The sequence below is a fragment of the Bariatricus sp. HCP28S3_F11 genome (assembly GCF_052065395.1).
Lineage (GTDB): Bacteria > Bacillota > Clostridia > Lachnospirales > Lachnospiraceae > Allocoprococcus.
This window is the reverse complement of record NZ_JBQHUC010000013.1, coordinates 1-15,087: the sequence shown is the minus strand read 5'-3', so window position 1 is coordinate 15,087 and position 15,087 is coordinate 1. Positions and strand designations below refer to the sequence as shown.

The window sequence follows — 15,087 nt, the reverse complement described above, 5'->3', positions numbered from 1 at the left end:
AAACGCCTTCCTTTATTATCTTGGGATCTCGACCATCTTGAATGCTTCTACCTGGTCACCCTCCTTGATATCGTTGAAACGTTCAAATACAAAACCACATTCATAACCGGCTTTCACTTCTTTCACGTCATCTTTGAAACGTTTGAGGGATGCCAGTTTTCCATCATAGATCACAATGCCGTCACGTGTGATACGAACCTGACAGTCTCTTTCAAACACACCATCCAGCACGTAAGAACCTGCAATGGTTCCGACTCCGGATGCCTTGAATGTCTGGCGCACTTCGGCATGACCAAGAACCTTCTCCTCAAATACCGGTTCCAGCATACCCTTCATGGCGGCTTCTACATCCTCGATCGCATTGTAAATGACGCGATATAATCTCATGTCAACCCCTTCGCGCTCTGCTGTTTCTTTTGCAGATGCATCCGGGCGGACATTGAATCCGATGATGATCGCGTTAGACGCCGCAGCCAGTGTAACGTCTGATTCGTTGATTGCACCGACACCTCCGTGGATGATCTTCACCACAACTTCATCGTTGGACAGCTTCACAAGACTCTGCTTGATTGCTTCAACGGATCCCTGTACATCGGCTTTGACAACGATACCAAGTTCTTTCAGATTACCTTCCTGGATCTGGTTGAACAGATCATCCAGAGACATCTTCGTCTTCGTTTCATCCAGCATTTTCATTCTTCCCTGGCTGATAAATGTCTCTGCAAAGCTTCTCGCTTCTTTTTCGTTACCGCATCCTACGAAAACTTCGCCTGCGTTCGGAACGTCATTCAGTCCGAGGATTTCTACCGGAGTAGACGGGCCTGCCTCTTTCACCCGGCGTCCCTTTTCATCCATCATGGCACGCACTTTACCGTAAGCAGAACCTGCCGCAACCGGATCTCCTACACGGAGAGTTCCTTTCTGTACCAGCACAGTCGCAACCGGACCTTTACCTTTGTCCAGTTCGGCTTCGATCACAAGACCTCTTGCGCGACGGTTCGGGTTTGCCTTTAATTCCATCACTTCCGCAGTCAGAAGGATCATTTCCATCAGATCATCAATGCCTTCTCCGGTACGAGCGGAAACCGGAACAAAGATGGTGCTTCCGCCCCAGTCTTCCGGAATCAATTCGTATTCAGTCAGTTCCTGTTTTACTCGTTCAATATTTGCACTCGGCTTATCGATCTTGTTGATCGCAACAACGATCTCAATTCCCGCTGCTTTCGCATGGTTGATCGCTTCCACAGTCTGAGGCATGACACCGTCGTCTGCTGCTACAACCAGAATCGCGATATCTGTAGAATTTGCCCCACGCATACGCATTGCAGTAAATGCCTCATGTCCCGGTGTATCCAGAAATGTGATCTTTTCTCCGTTCACCTCTACAACAGATGCACCGATGTGCTGGGTAATTCCGCCGGCCTCGCCTTCGATCACATGGGTATCACGGATCGCATCCAGAAGAGAGGTTTTACCATGGTCTACATGACCCATAACACATACAACTGGAGGACGTTTCTTCATTTTCTTTTCGTCCTCTTCTTCCTCTTTCAGAAGCTCTTCGATCACATCGACCACTTCTTCTTTTTCACAGAGCACTTCGAACTCCATCGCAATTTCTTCTGCGGTATCGAAATCGATTTCCTGATTGATCGTCACGATCTTGCCCTGCATAAAGAGTTTCTTCACGATCACAGACGGCTGGATTTTCATCTTGTCAGCCAGTTCCTGAATCGTCAGCTTCTCAGGAATGGTGATCTGCTTGATCTGCTCTTCTGCCGCCTCTTTCTTCGGCTGCGGTCTTTCTAATTTCGGCTGCGGGGTATTATTCTTTCCTTTTTTGCCTTTTGGCATTCTTTCTTCGTTGTCATTATCATCATTTCTGTATTCTTTTTTCTTATGAGCATCCTTCGGTTTCGTACGGCTCGGTTTCTGCTCAGCAATTGCAGGTGCCGGAATTGCCGGGCCGGATTTTCTCCGGTCATCACGACGACCGTCTCTTCTGTCATCCCTGGAATCCTTGTCACGGAAATCGCGGCTGTCCTTGTCACGGAAATCACGTCCGTCTTTGTCGCGGAAATCGCGGTTTTCTCTTCTGTCATCGCGGTCTCTTCCCTGGAACCCTTCTCTTCTTCCTTCGAATGGGCGACCCTGTCTCTGGTCGTCACGGCCTCTTCTGTCGTCACGGTCTCTTCCCTGGAATCCTTCTCTTCTTCCTTCACCTGTGCGGTTCTGTCTCTGATCGTCACGGCCTCTTCTGTCGTCACGGTCTCTTCCCTGGAACCCTTCTCTTCTTCCTTCAAACGGACGATTCTGACCGCCGTTTTGCGGGCGGCCTCCCTGCGCGTTATTATTTCCCTGCGGACGGCCTCCCTGCGCATTGTTATTTCCCTGCGGACGGCCTCCCTGCACATTGTTATTTCCCTGCGGACGGCCTCCCTGCGCGTTGTTATTTCCCTGCGGACGGCCTCCCTGCGCATTATTATTTCCCTGTGGACGGCCTCCCTGACGCTGTCCCTGCGGACGGCTGTTTCGTCCGCCGTTCTGTGTATTCTGAGGACGGAACACCTGAACAATATTTTTCTTCTTCGGTACCTCCGTCTCTTCTGTCTCTTTTTTCGGCTGTACTTCTGCCGGCTTCTTCGCCGCTGCCGGTTTCTTCATCATATCGACCTGCTCATCCGAAAGAGTGCTCATATGACTTGCAACTTCGATACCCTTTTCCTTTAACATGGCGAGCATCTCTTTGTTCGTCTTATTCATCTCTTTCGCGAGCTCATATACTCTTAATTTTGACATATATAACTACCTCCTATGCAACCGTATCCTTCTCTGTATCCAACTGCTTTCTGATTCCTTTCGCAAATCCTGCATCCGTTACCGCAAGAGACGCGCGGAATTCCTTCCCCATTGCATGCCCCAAGGTATCTTTATCTCCATAAAAATAGATTGGCACTTTATAAAAATCACACATATTCTGAAATCGTTTTCTGGTATTGTCCGATGCATCCGCCGCGACGATCACGAGATATGCATCTCCCTCCTTGACTGCTTTTTCCGTAAGGAATTCTCCGCTTTTTGTCTTACCCGCTTTCGTCGCAAGACTCAGAAGGGACAGTGATTTATTCAACTTCAAGATTTTCCAGCTCCTTTTCCAGGTTCTCATAGACTTCCTTCGGGATCGTCTGCTTGAATGAACGTTCAAGCCCTTTGTTCTTTCTTGCCTTTTCCAGGCATTCCTTCGAGAAGCAAAGGTACGCCCCGCGTCCGTTCTTTCTTCCGGTCGCATCGAGAACAAATTCATTCTCCGCTGTTTTCAGAATACGCAACATTTCTTTTTTACTCTTCATTTCCTGACATCCCACACACTTGCGCATGGGAATTTTTCTCATAGCGCTCAACGTATCACTCCTAATTATTCTTCATACAGATCCAGATCATCGGAAGTATAATCCTCTTCCCCGGAATAATTCTCAGCAGGTTCATCCTCCTGATAGTCCTCCTCCATGGCCATTTCCATATAATTTGCCGGAAGTTCGCCGGATTCGATTGCCTGGGTCTCACTCTTGATATCGATCTTGTATCCGGTCAGGCGGGCAGCCAGTCTTGCATTCTGTCCTTCCTTGCCGATGGCGAGGGATAACTGGTAATCCGGAACGATCACGCTTGCCGTCTTCTCATCCGGATCAGCCGCAACCGAAATAACCTTCGCCGGGCTGAGCGCATTCTCGATCAGAAGTGCCGGGTTCTCATCCCAGTTGATGATATCGATCTTCTCACCGCGGAGCTCATTTACCACCGCTCCGACTCTGGCGCCGTTCATACCGACGCATGCTCCGACCGGATCCACATCCGGGTCATTGGACCACACAGCAATCTTGGTACGGGATCCCGCCTCTCTGGCAATGCTCTTGATCTCCACTATACCGTCCTTCACTTCGGTAACCTCTGCCTCGAAAAGACGTTTTACCAACTCCGGATGAGTTCTGGAAACCAGGATCTTCGGTCCCTTCGTGGTGTTCTTCACTTCAACTACATATAACTTGACTCGTTCGGTCGGCTGGAATACTTCTCCCTTCACCTGCTCGTTTTCTGTCAGCATCGCATCCGCCTTACCAAGGTTGATGCTGATATTCTTGCCGACATAACGCTGCACGATACCGGTCACGATATCCTTTTCTTTTTCAAAATACTGATCGTAAACGACTTTTCTCTCCTCTTCACGGATCTTCTGAAGAATCAGATTCTTCGCATTCTGCGTTGCGATTCTTCCGAAAGATTTGGACTCGACCGGGATCTGTACGATATCGCCCAGTTCATAGGACGGATCCATCATCTTTGCATTGGTAAGACTGATCTCTTCCACCGGATCCTCTACCGTCTCAACAACTGTTTTCTCCTGGAACAGAGAATAGTCACAAGTCTTACGATCCATGATCACTTTAATATTGTCAGCTTTTCCAAAATGGTTCTTACATGCGCTGATCAGTGAATTCTCAATTGCATCCATCAGCGTTTCCTTGCTGATGTCTTTTTCCTGTTCAAGAATATTAAGCGCTTCTAATAATTCTGTGTTCATTTTCTTTTTTCCTCCTGTCACTAGAAATCAAATGCGAGACGAATCAAAGCAATATCTGCTCTTTCGAATGTCTTTGTCTCTTCGTCTTCATACTCAATGGTAACTGTATCCTTATCATAACTCTTTAAGATTCCAAGAAATTCTTTCTGTCCGTCGATTGCCCGGTATGTCCGGATCTCCACTTCCTCGCCCAGGCTTCGTTCAAAATCTCTCTCCTTCTTAAGCGGGCGTCCTAGTCCCGGAGAGCTGATCTCCAGAATATATGCCTCATCAATAAAATCTTTCTCGTCCAGAATATCGGACAGTTCGCGACTGACCACCTCACAGTCATCGACCATGATTCCCCCCGGCTTGTCGATATAAGCTCTGAGATACCAGTTGCTTCCCTCTTTGACATACTCTACATCCCAGAGTTCAAATCCATGCTTTTCGAGGATCGGAAGCAGAATTTCTTCCGTTTTCTGTTCATACACTTCTCTTTTTGACAATCTGCAACTTCCTTTCTTTTTGAATCTGTCCCGTCACCGGCACTTCGTAAAAAGAAGAGTGAACTTTCGTCCACTCTTCTGCTCATTTCCTATGTTACTGGTAATAACTATAACACTTTCAATTCTCAAAATCAAGTATTTTCCGCTATTTTCTCATTTTCGTTCCGATTCCATCCCGCCGTGCCAGCTTCAGACGGTTCAGTGTGATCTCTTTCTCATGAAACATAACCTTTGCTTCCGTTCCCTCTTCAAACAGAACCACTTTCTCCACGGCATCCTTCTTCTGGAGCCGGATTCCCCGCACTCCGACGGCACCCTTTTTCTTTTCGGCCACTTCTTCCGCAGCAAACCGGAGTACATATTCGTTTTCCGTCATCAGCACCACGTTCTGGCTGTCGTTCACAATCTGAATGCTCACAACCGCGTCATCATCCTGCAGCTTCGTCGCTGCGATCGTCCGCTTTGCCACCTGGAACTCACTTCCGTCCACCTTTTTCAGCATTCCCTGCTTCGTGACAAACAAAAACTTCGCGAAATACAGCTGTCGGTCATCACAAATATAGATGATCTCCTCCTTCGTACTGTCGTAATTACTTACGTTGTCCACCGGAAGCCCCTTATCGCGGAACTTTCCGTAAGGCAGATCCTGTACCTTGGCCTGATGCATCTTGCCGTCCGCCGTGAACAGCATCAGCTTTCCGGTATTCATGCAGGTAAGAATGTATTTATTCTCCTTGTCGGCAGCTTCTTTGTTCCTTTCATAAGTAGAAACATCCACCGTCTTTGCATAGCCGAAACGATCCATCAGAAGTACGACCTCCTGCTCTTCCACCTTCTTTTCTTCGAAGACAGCTTCCTCAGCATTCTCGATCACCGTCCGCCTCTTCACCGCATATTCCTTCTTAAGTGCATCCAGATCATCCATGATAACCTCGGACATGGAGTCATAATTATTCAGGATATCCTCATAGCGTGCTATATTTTTCAGCGTCTCTTCGTGCTCCTTCATGAGCGCTTCGATCTCCAGTCCGATCAGCTTGTAGAGACGCATTTCCAGGATTGCCGTCGCCTGGCGTTCGGTAAAACGCAGCATGGACGCCATCTTCTGGGAAATCTTTGACTTAAACTTGATGTTCTCCGTGATTCCCTGAGTCAGGCACGCCTTTGCCTCCTTCACCGATTTGCTCCCCCGCAGGATCTCAATGATCAGGTCGATCACATCGCAGGCCTTGATCAGGCCTTCCTGAATCTCCTTTTTTTCCTTTTCTTTATTGAGAAGTGTCCGGTACTTTCTGGTTGCCAGTTCAAACTGGAAATCCACATGATACTCAATAATCTTCTTCAAACCCAGGACTTCCGGTCTTCCGTCTGCAACCGCAAGCATATTAACGCCGAAAGTATCTTCCAGACGGGTCTTCTTGTAAAGCATGTTGATGAGGTTCTCCACATCCGTATCTTTCTTCACTTCGATCACGATGCGGATTCCTTCCTTGGAGGACTGATTGGAAATGTCCACGATATCATTCGTCTTCTTTGTCTCGATCAGGTTCGCCACGTCATTCAGGAATTTTCCGATTCCCGCACCGATCATGGTGTATGGAATCTCAGAAATAATGATCTTCTTGCGTCCTCCCTTGACCTCTTCCACATCGACCTTCCCGCGGATCTTGATCTTCCCGGTTCCGGTCTCATAGATATTCAGAAGCTCATCCTTGTTGACCACGATCCCTCCCGTCGGGAAATCCGGGCCCTTGATATATTTCATGAGCTGCTTCGTGGAAATGTCGTTGTTCTTCATGTATGCTTTCACCGCATCCACAATTTCTCCCAGATTATGGGTCGGAATGCTGGTTGCCATACCGACTGCGATTCCTTCAGCTCCGTTGAGCAGCAGATTCGGCACACGCACCGGAAGTACGGAGGGCTCCTTTTCGGTCTCGTCAAAGTTCGGCACGAAATCGATGATATCCTTATCCAGATCCGCCAGAAACGCTTCCTGCGTGATCTTCGCCAGTCTCGCCTCCGTATAACGCATGGCCGCAGCACCGTCCCCCTCGATGGAGCCGAAATTGCCGTGACCGTCCACGAGTACCATGCCTTTCTTGAAATCCTGAGCCATCACAACCAACGCTTCATAAATAGAACTGTCCCCGTGGGGATGATATTTACCCATGGTGTCCCCGACGATACGGGCGCATTTCCGGTAAGGCTTGTCATACCGTATTCCCAGTTCATACATATCGTAAAGTGTTCTTCTCTGTACCGGCTTCAGCCCGTCTCTCACATCCGGAAGCGCGCGGGACACAATGACACTCATCGCGTAATCGATATATGATTTCTTCATCAAATCCGAATACTCTGTCCGGATAATCTGTGAATTCTCCAAATTGCCTTCCCTCCTAAATATCCAGTTCCGCTTCCGTCGCATTCTCATAGATAAATGCGCGGCGCGGCGGTACTTCCGTTCCCATCAGCATCTCCGTCACGCTGGATGCCATGCGGGCGTCTTCTATCTCGATTCTCTTAAGCAGTCTTCTCTCCGGATCCAGTGTGGTCTCCCAGAGCTGCTGGGCGTCCATTTCTCCGAGACCTTTGTAGCGCTGAAGGGTAAATGGTCCCTCATGCGTCTTACGGTATCGCTCCAGTGCCTTGTCATCGTACAGGTACTCTTCCTCTCCCTTTTTCGGCATCGCTTTATAGAGCGGTGGCATCGCCACATACACATGTCCCTCATAGATCAGTTCCGGCATAAACCGGTAGAACAGCGTCAGAAGCAGCGTGGAAATGTGCGCACCGTCCACATCCGCATCGGCCATAATGATGATCTTATCATACCGTAGTTTCGTAATGTCAAAATCGTTTCCGTACCCTTCGGAAAATCCGCATCCGAAGGCATTGATCATGGTCTTGATCTCCGCGTTGGCGAGAATCTTGTCGATGCTGGCCTTCTCCACATTGAGGATCTTTCCGCGGATCGGAAGGATGGCCTGATACATCCGGTTTCGCGCCGTCTTCGCAGAGCCTCCCGCCGAGTCCCCCTCGACGATAAAGATCTCACATTTGGAGGGATCCCGGCTCTCACAGTTCGCCAGCTTCCCGTTGCTGTCAAAGGAATACTTCTGTTTCGTCAGAAGATTGGTCTTGGCCTTCTCCTCGGTCTTACGGATCTTCGCCGCCTTTTCCGCACAGGAAAGCACTTTCTTGAGCGTCTCCAGATTCCGATCGAAATACCTCGTCACCTCATCACTGGTCACCTTTCCGGTGGCTTTTGCAGCATCCTGATTATCCAGCTTGGTCTTCGTCTGCCCTTCAAACCGCGGATCCGGATGCTTGATGGATACGATCGCCGTCATTCCGTTCCGGACATCGGCGCCCGTAAAATTGCTGTCCTTTTCCTTCAGGATCCCCAGCTCTCTCGCATACTGGTTCATGATCGTGGTAAATGTGGTCTTAAACCCGGTGAGATGCGTTCCGCCTTCGGCATTGTAAATGTTGTTGCAGAAACCGAGTACATTTTCATGGAATTCATTTACATACTGGAATGCGACTTCCACTTCGATACCTTCGGCCTCTCCCTTATAATAGACCGGTTCGTGCAGGGTCTCATTCTTGGAGTTCAGATCCTTGATAAATCCAATGATTCCGTCCGGCTCATGATATTCGATCCGCTCCTCCGGTTCCTTTCTCTTATCTGTAAAAAGGATCGCCAGCTCCGGATTCAGATATGCGGTCTCATGCAGACGGCTCTTAATCTCTTCCTCCCGGAAACGGGTCTTTTCAAAAATCTCCGGATCCGGCAGGAAATTGACACAGGTTCCCGTCTTCTTCGTCTTCCCGATGACAGGCAGTAACCCATTTTCCAGCTCGATCACCGGATGCCCCTTCTCATACCGGTCGTGATGTACCGCGCCCTCCCGGCTGATCTTTACATCCATATATGTGGACAGCGCATTGACGACCGAAGAGCCTACCCCGTGCAGCCCCCCGCTCGTCTTGTATGCTGAATCGTCAAATTTTCCGCCCGCATGAAGTGTCGTATATACAATACGCGCCGCCGACACACCCTTTGCGTGCATTCCAACCGGTACCCCGCGGCCGTTGTCGTTCACCGTAGCCGATCCGTCCTTCTCCAGCGTCACCTCGATCCGATCGCAGAATCCTGCCAGATGCTCATCCACCGCATTGTCCACGATCTCATAGACCAGATGGTTCAGTCCCTTCGTACTGACACTTCCTATATACATACCCGGACGCTTTCTGACAGCCTCCAGTCCTTCCAGTATGGAAATACTATCCGCATCGTATGTAGATTGTTTTGCCATATTTACCGTTCCCTTTCTTTTTTCGTATGTTATGAATTTTATCCCAAACTTTCCTGTTTTGTCAAGTAACACGAAAATTCACTGCAGAACATCATTCAAAAGCTCGGCAAGCGGTTCCATGGCATTTCTCATTTCTTCCACCGTGTTCGTCTGTGCTCCCGCTTCGATCAACAGCATCTTCGGGCAGAGATCCATGTTATATTTGTAGCCCTTCAGATAAATCCGTCTCGCAAATCCGGGATATTTCGATTCCGCAGCAATTTTCATCTGCAGAGAAAATGCCAGATTATCCTGTATATATGGGTTCGTCATTCCCGTCAGATTGCCGTTCGCTCTGGTTCTGCACATACCGTTAAAAAACATGATCTGCGCCGTCTGCTTTCCGTTAATCTCCGTCACCAGATGCGTGGTGCTTTTCACACCGTCCCGATGCAGATCAATGACGACTTCGATTCCCGGATTCTCCTTCAGAATCCGCTCAATTTCCGGCTTTGCGAGCTCATACGCTTCACTTCGATCCAGTTTGCCGTCGATCAGGTCATACACCCCTTCATGATGAAGGGTCTCTATATGGTACTTGTTTGTAAGAAGCTCCGCCAGATACCTTCCGATCCCCACGATACTGGTCGATGGATCCCCATTGGAATCGATAAAGCTTTCCTGTGAATGCGTGTGGAAAATGAGAATCTTCGGACCTTCGGCATCTCCCTGGATCCTCATATCCTTCTTCATCAGCTCTGCCGCATTCAGGTCCGAAGATTCCACATAGGTCACGCTGTCTACCGTATAGAAACTGCTGACCAGATACTCAAAATCCGACAGTTTTTCCAGAGAAATATCTGCCGCCGCCACAGTGGGTGTCTGCGTTATCTGGCTTTCATCCTGCCCTACAAGATTTCCATTATCGTCCACCTGGTTTTCGTCCTCAGCCTGTCTTCTCACCAGCATCTCATAGGTAGCCTCATCCTCCACCGCAGACTCCGCATCACTTTTACTTCCTATATATTTACCAAGCGGGAAAAGATTCATCGCCATCCCGGAGATCCATTCATTTACCGATCGTTTATCCGACTGTTTTTCGCTGCATGCGATCCCTGGAAAATACATCATTTCCGCATGTTCCTGAATTTCCTGCGCGATCTGCAGCTTCCATGAATTCCAGATCTGCCTGCTTCCCTTAAGGAGCACATAGCCTCCGAGTATGCAGATAATGATTCCCGTAAGGAGTGTACTCATCCGCCATTTTTTCATATTTTCCGCCTCGATTTCAAACCTGCGACATTACCTTCGCTTTCCCATTTTATGCAACGTGGCGGCAGATTATTCCTTCTCCTTTTCTTCTTCATGGGCGAACAGCATATTTAAACTTTCTGAAATCGTATAACTGATCCTTTTTACCGTCTCATCAATGTCTTTGGGCGTCACGAACATTCCATTTAAATGTGGGGAGATCAGTTGCCTGACCAGTTCATACTTTTCAGCAGCATTGTACCCCTGCAGGACCAGTCCGACTCCCTTGAGCGTCTCGGATTCTTCCAACGCCTGAAGAAAATTCTCCATCGTATCGTTGACAATCGTCGCCGCATCCACTACCGTGGGAACCCCAATTGCAATGACCGGTATCCCGACCGTCTCTTTCGTTATCGCATTGCGCTGATTTCCCACGCCCGACCCCGGATGGATTCCGGTGTCCGCGACCTGGATCGTCCGGTTCAGCCTTCTGGAATTCCGCGCGGCAAGCGCATCGATGGCAATAATGAAATCGGGGTTCGTCTCCTTAACCACCCCGCGTATAATCTCGACCGTTTCCATTCCGGTCTGCGCCATCACCCCCGGCGCAATGGCACTGACACTTTCCGCCTTTTCCTCCCCCATCGCATATTTTCCATACTCCCTGAAAATATGGCGTGTGATATTCAGGTTATCCACAACATAAGGTCCCAAAGCATCCGGTGTCACTTTCCGGTTCCCCAGTCCCACGATCAGCACCTGATAATCCTCCTCTTTTTCAGGCACCATATCCCTTATAAATTTCGCAAGCTCCCTGGAAATCTCCCGGTGGTACTCCTCGTCCGGCACAGCCATATTCGGTGCTTCCATAGTAATATAACTTCCAACCGGCTTCCCCATGATCTTCGCGCCTTTCTCCGTCTCTATCTTCACCGTGGTCACACGGATCTCCAGTTCTTCATTATATTCTTCCGTGAGAGATACTCCCTGAACCTCGACATTGTCCGATTCAAAACGCTCTTTCTGCTCCAAAGCCAGATCTGTCCGGATACTGTATTTCTCGATCATACTGTTCCCCCTTGCCTTCTGTTTTACTTTACCGCATTTATTCCTAGTTTTTCTCAAAAAACACAAAATATGTATTGACAAGCAATATTTATTCGAATAGAATAAATAAGTGTGTTCGGCAGATGTTCCGTGTCACGTTCTGTCGGCAATGAAAGAAATGAATCAGAATTTGGAGGTGTCGGAAAATGGCTAACATTAAATCTGCTAAGAAGAGAATTTTAGTAACTGAGACAAAGACAGCTAGAAATAAAGCAATCAAATCTAAAGTGAAAACTTATGTGAAGAAAGTAGAAACTGCTGTTGCTAAGAAAGATGCTGAAGCTGCTAAGGCTGCTTTAAAAGAAGCAATCTCTGTAATCAACAAAGCAGGAACGAAAGGTGTTTATCACAAAAACACTTGCGCAAGAAAGATTTCCCGTTTAACAAAGGCTGTTAACGAGATTGCTTAATTTCGTTTCGAGATAAATTTGCAAATAGGAAAAGACAACCATTCCGTCATGTGGTTGTCTTTTTTATTTGCCTTTGTTTAGTCGATTCTGCAAATCTTCTCCGATTGCTCTTTATAATGTCCTTTACAATTTCGAATATCCGAAGCTGTTCACGATCGCTTCGATCCGCTTTCCTTCCTTACACATTGGACACTCGAGCGGCTTATATGCGCGATAATCCGGTAGATCCGCACTTGTGAAGATCGTCTTCACTTCCATTCCTGCCACTTTACTTACAGAACTGAAGATCGAACAGATTCCGCAAACAGTTCCCCCGTAATACAGCACGGACTCGATGGCCTGTTTTACAGACTTACCGGTCGTGATTGATGCTGCCAGCAGAAGCACCTGCTTATCCTTGATCATTCTCTGCTTATTATCACGGAAAATGATCTGGCCGCCCTCATGGTATTCCGGCGTTACAAGTGAAATATTGTTTCCCTTACTAAGAGAGAGCGGGTTCATATCGGCAAGCTGTTCCGCCATAAATGTTCCGATGGTATCCGTCTCCTCCAGACATACGATCGTATCAACCATCGTTGTACTTACATATTCTGACGCCAGTACCTTCGCCGTCTCACGGCAGTTGTTATGTCTTACTTTGACCGTAGACATATCAATATATGTATTGATGTGAGAATGGCTGGTTGCAAAATGTCCCTTTAATATCTTAATTCTTGCTTTCGGGTTCTTCGTCGAGCGAAGATCTTCAAATCTCTCGTCCATTTTATTCCTCCTTTAATTCCGACTCATTTTGGGAATTATCACTGAATTCAGTATAACATAACGGTGAGATTTATGCAATTCATCCTATGAATACTTTAAAAGAAAGGATACCGCGAGTTCATGCAAGCATGACTCGCGGGGTAAATGATTTTGGGTTTGGCAACGAGCCGGTCTGAGTCTCACGAGACAAGCTCGTTCGACCGTTGGCGTCGCCAACTACATAAAAAGAAAGGATACCGCGAGTTCATGCAAGCATGGCTCGCGGTATCCTTTCTTTTTATGTGACCGGCTCGTTGCCTATCGACTAGTTATTGATCAATTTGTCTTCGCTGCTCCAGCTGTAGAGTTTTCTTACTTCTTCGCCTACTACTTCTGCCGGATGTTCTGCTGCTTTCTTTCTCATTGCTTTGAAGTGTACCTGACGTCCTGCTGGTGACATGTCGAGTAAGAATTCTTTAGCGAATGTACCATCCTGGATATCGGAAAGGATCTTCTTCATTGCTTTCTTTGTATCTTCTGTGATGATCTTCGGTCCTGTGATGTAATCACCATATTCTGCTGTATTTGAAATAGAGTATCTCATTCCTGCAAAACCGCTCTGATAGATCAGATCAACGATCAGCTTCATTTCATGGATACATTCAAAGTAAGCATTTCTCGGATCATATCCTGCTTCTACCAGTGTTTCGAAACCAGCCTGCATAAGTGCACATACACCACCGCAAAGAACTGCCTGTTCACCGAAAAGGTCTGTCTCTGTCTCTGTTCTGAAGGTTGTCTCAAGGACACCTGCTCTTGCTCCACCGATTCCAAGTGAGTATGCAAGTGCTCTGTCAAGTGCTTTTCCTGTAGCATCCTGTTCTACAGCTACCAGACACGGAACACCTTTACCTGCCTGATATTCGCTTCTTACTGTATGTCCAGGTCCTTTTGGTGCAATCATGGTTACGTCTACGTTCTTCGGAGGAGTGATGCATCCGTAATGAATATTGAAACCATGTGCAAACATCAGCATGTTGCCTTCTTCAAGGTTCGGTTCAATGTCTTTCTTGTACATATCTGCCTGCAGTTCATCGTTGATCAGGATCATGATGATATCTGCCTGCTTTGCAGCTTCTGCTGCTGTATAAACCTGGAAGCCCTGTTCTTCCGCTCTCTTCCAAGATTTGCTTCCTTCATAAAGTCCGATGATGACATCACATCCGGATTCTTTCAGGTTCAGAGCGTGTGCATGTCCCTGGCTTCCGTATCCGATAATTGCGATCTTCTGTCCTTCCAATACGGATAAATTACAATCTTCCTGGTAAAAAATTTTAGCCATTTTAATATTCCTCCTAAGCTTTGCTTTTTCTGTATTATAGTTAAAGGCGATAGGCCCCTAGCTTCCTGATAAAAATGAATGTCTGCGGTTCTTCCCTCTTCGCTCCCTCAATCTTTAATCTATGTATACAACATCGTCTGATCCACGGGTAAGCCCGGTAATTCCGGTTCTTGCCAGTTCCAGAATCTCATATCCGTCCAAAAGCTCCATAAATGCTTCCAACTTGGATTCTGTTCCCGTCAATTCAATCATCAGACAATCTTTCTCAACATCTACGATCTTCGCACGGAAAATGTCTGATACGGAAATGATCTCCGCTCTCTGGGATGCATTTGCACGGATCTTGATCATCATCAGTTCTCGGCATACAGAGTTTGTTGTATTCAATAATTTGATATCAATCACATCCTCCATCTTCCGTACCTGTTTCTCAATCTGAGAAAGGATCTGTTCGTCACCGCTTGCCACGATCGTAATTCTTGTAAATCTCGGATCCGCAGTCGTTCCTGCCGTGATGCTTTCAATGTTATACCCCCGACGGCTGAAAAGTCCTGCCATCCGGCTAAGAAGTCCCGGGTTATTGTGTACTAAAATAGAATACGCTTGTTTTCTCATAACATACCTCTTTCTTCTAAAAACAGAGTGCGTTCTGTTTTTTTATTGTAACAATTCACTATATCTTTGTCAAGTGACTTTCTTAAATTTTATCATTTTCATTACTATTTGACAAGGGAGAGACAGGGGGGGGGGGGGGGTTTTTATTTAGTTGGTTGCATTAAATAATAAGCCACGCTTTTTACCGCCGGTTTTTTAATAAAAAATAAAAAAAAAAACAAAAAAAAAAAAAAAATAAAAAAAAAAAAAA

The 15,087-nt window shown here is 47.2% G+C and carries 13 protein-coding genes; 1 reads left to right on the top strand and 12 read right to left on the bottom strand.

Annotated features, from left to right (window positions below; genetic code table 11):
• Positions 1–15 precede the first annotated feature (15 nt).
• The 9 genes from infB to gpr form a co-directional block, all read right to left on the bottom strand.
• A complete protein-coding gene (gene infB / locus ACTNBR_RS07920; protein WP_441017733.1) occupies positions 16–2,799 on the bottom strand; it encodes a translation initiation factor IF-2 in 2,784 nt (927 codons plus the stop codon).
• A gap of 13 nt (positions 2,800–2,812) precedes the next feature.
• A complete protein-coding gene (locus tag ACTNBR_RS07915; RefSeq protein WP_427808013.1) occupies positions 2,813–3,136 on the bottom strand; it encodes a L7Ae/L30e/S12e/Gadd45 family ribosomal protein in 324 nt (107 codons plus the stop codon).
• On the bottom strand, positions 3,123–3,392 hold the full coding sequence (gene rnpM, locus ACTNBR_RS07910) for an RNase P modulator RnpM (protein WP_427808037.1): 270 nt from the start codon (positions 3,390–3,392) through the stop codon (positions 3,123–3,125). The genes ACTNBR_RS07915 and rnpM overlap by 14 nt, the downstream gene beginning before the upstream one ends.
• A gap of 23 nt (positions 3,393–3,415) precedes the next feature.
• On the bottom strand, positions 3,416–4,579 hold the full coding sequence (gene nusA / locus ACTNBR_RS07905; protein ID WP_427820438.1) for a transcription termination factor NusA: 1,164 nt from the start codon (positions 4,577–4,579) through the stop codon (positions 3,416–3,418).
• A gap of 20 nt (positions 4,580–4,599) precedes the next feature.
• A complete protein-coding gene (gene rimP, locus ACTNBR_RS07900) occupies positions 4,600–5,067 on the bottom strand; it encodes a ribosome maturation factor RimP (RefSeq protein WP_427808017.1) in 468 nt (155 codons plus the stop codon).
• A 145-nt stretch (positions 5,068–5,212) separates the two neighbouring features.
• The gene (locus ACTNBR_RS07895) at positions 5,213–7,453 is read right to left on the bottom strand and encodes a DNA gyrase/topoisomerase IV subunit A (protein ID WP_441017735.1); all 2,241 of its coding nucleotides are present in this window, start codon (positions 7,451–7,453) and stop codon (positions 5,213–5,215) included.
• Positions 7,454–7,466: 13 nt separating this feature from the next.
• Entirely contained in the window at positions 7,467–9,389 is a 1,923-nt protein-coding gene (locus ACTNBR_RS07890; RefSeq protein ID WP_441017737.1) for a DNA gyrase/topoisomerase IV subunit B, read from the bottom strand.
• Between the two features lie 78 nt (positions 9,390–9,467).
• Positions 9,468–10,640, bottom strand: a complete 1,173-nt coding sequence (locus ACTNBR_RS07885; protein WP_427820441.1) for a stage II sporulation protein P — start codon at positions 10,638–10,640, stop codon at positions 9,468–9,470.
• A gap of 69 nt (positions 10,641–10,709) precedes the next feature.
• Positions 10,710–11,687 (bottom strand): GPR endopeptidase, encoded by a 978-nt coding sequence (gene gpr / locus ACTNBR_RS07880; protein ID WP_441017739.1) that lies wholly within the window; start codon positions 11,685–11,687, stop codon positions 10,710–10,712.
• Positions 11,688–11,872: 185 nt separating this feature from the next.
• Here gpr and rpsT point away from each other — a divergent pair, with 185 nt between their 5' ends.
• On the top strand, positions 11,873–12,136 hold the full coding sequence (gene rpsT / locus ACTNBR_RS07875) for a 30S ribosomal protein S20 (RefSeq protein ID WP_427820443.1): 264 nt from the start codon (positions 11,873–11,875) through the stop codon (positions 12,134–12,136).
• A gap of 123 nt (positions 12,137–12,259) precedes the next feature.
• Here rpsT and ACTNBR_RS07870 read toward each other — a convergent pair whose 3' ends face one another.
• The 3 genes from ACTNBR_RS07870 to ilvN form a co-directional block, all read right to left on the bottom strand.
• Positions 12,260–12,901 carry an orotate phosphoribosyltransferase gene (locus ACTNBR_RS07870; RefSeq protein ID WP_427808029.1) on the bottom strand — a complete coding sequence of 214 codons (642 nt, stop codon included), beginning with the start codon at positions 12,899–12,901 and terminating at the stop codon, positions 12,260–12,262.
• 304 nt (positions 12,902–13,205) lie between these two features.
• Positions 13,206–14,222: a ketol-acid reductoisomerase gene (gene ilvC / locus ACTNBR_RS07865; protein WP_441017741.1), complete on the bottom strand. Its 1,017-nt coding sequence runs from the start codon at positions 14,220–14,222 to the stop codon at positions 13,206–13,208.
• Between the two features lie 114 nt (positions 14,223–14,336).
• Positions 14,337–14,837 carry an acetolactate synthase small subunit gene (gene ilvN / locus ACTNBR_RS07860; protein WP_427808033.1) on the bottom strand — a complete coding sequence of 167 codons (501 nt, stop codon included), beginning with the start codon at positions 14,835–14,837 and terminating at the stop codon, positions 14,337–14,339.
• Positions 14,838–15,087 lie beyond the last annotated feature (250 nt).

Coding starts and splice junctions, on each gene's coding strand:
- infB (WP_441017733.1), bottom strand. CDS start 2,799: ATGTCAAAATTAAGAGTATATGAGCTCGCGAAAGAGATGAATAAGACG.
- rnpM (WP_427808037.1), bottom strand. CDS start 3,392: ATGAGAAAAATTCCCATGCGCAAGTGTGTGGGATGTCAGGAAATGAAG.
- nusA (WP_427820438.1), bottom strand. CDS start 4,579: ATGAACACAGAATTATTAGAAGCGCTTAATATTCTTGAACAGGAAAAA.
- ACTNBR_RS07890 (WP_441017737.1), bottom strand. CDS start 9,389: ATGGCAAAACAATCTACATACGATGCGGATAGTATTTCCATACTGGAA.
- ACTNBR_RS07885 (WP_427820441.1), bottom strand. CDS start 10,640: ATGAAAAAATGGCGGATGAGTACACTCCTTACGGGAATCATTATCTGC.
- gpr (WP_441017739.1), bottom strand. CDS start 11,687: ATGATCGAGAAATACAGTATCCGGACAGATCTGGCTTTGGAGCAGAAA.
- rpsT (WP_427820443.1), top strand. CDS start 11,873: ATGGCTAACATTAAATCTGCTAAGAAGAGAATTTTAGTAACTGAGACA.
- ACTNBR_RS07870 (WP_427808029.1), bottom strand. CDS start 12,901: ATGGACGAGAGATTTGAAGATCTTCGCTCGACGAAGAACCCGAAAGCA.
- ilvC (WP_441017741.1), bottom strand. CDS start 14,222: ATGGCTAAAATTTTTTACCAGGAAGATTGTAATTTATCCGTATTGGAA.
- ilvN (WP_427808033.1), bottom strand. CDS start 14,837: ATGAGAAAACAAGCGTATTCTATTTTAGTACACAATAACCCGGGACTT.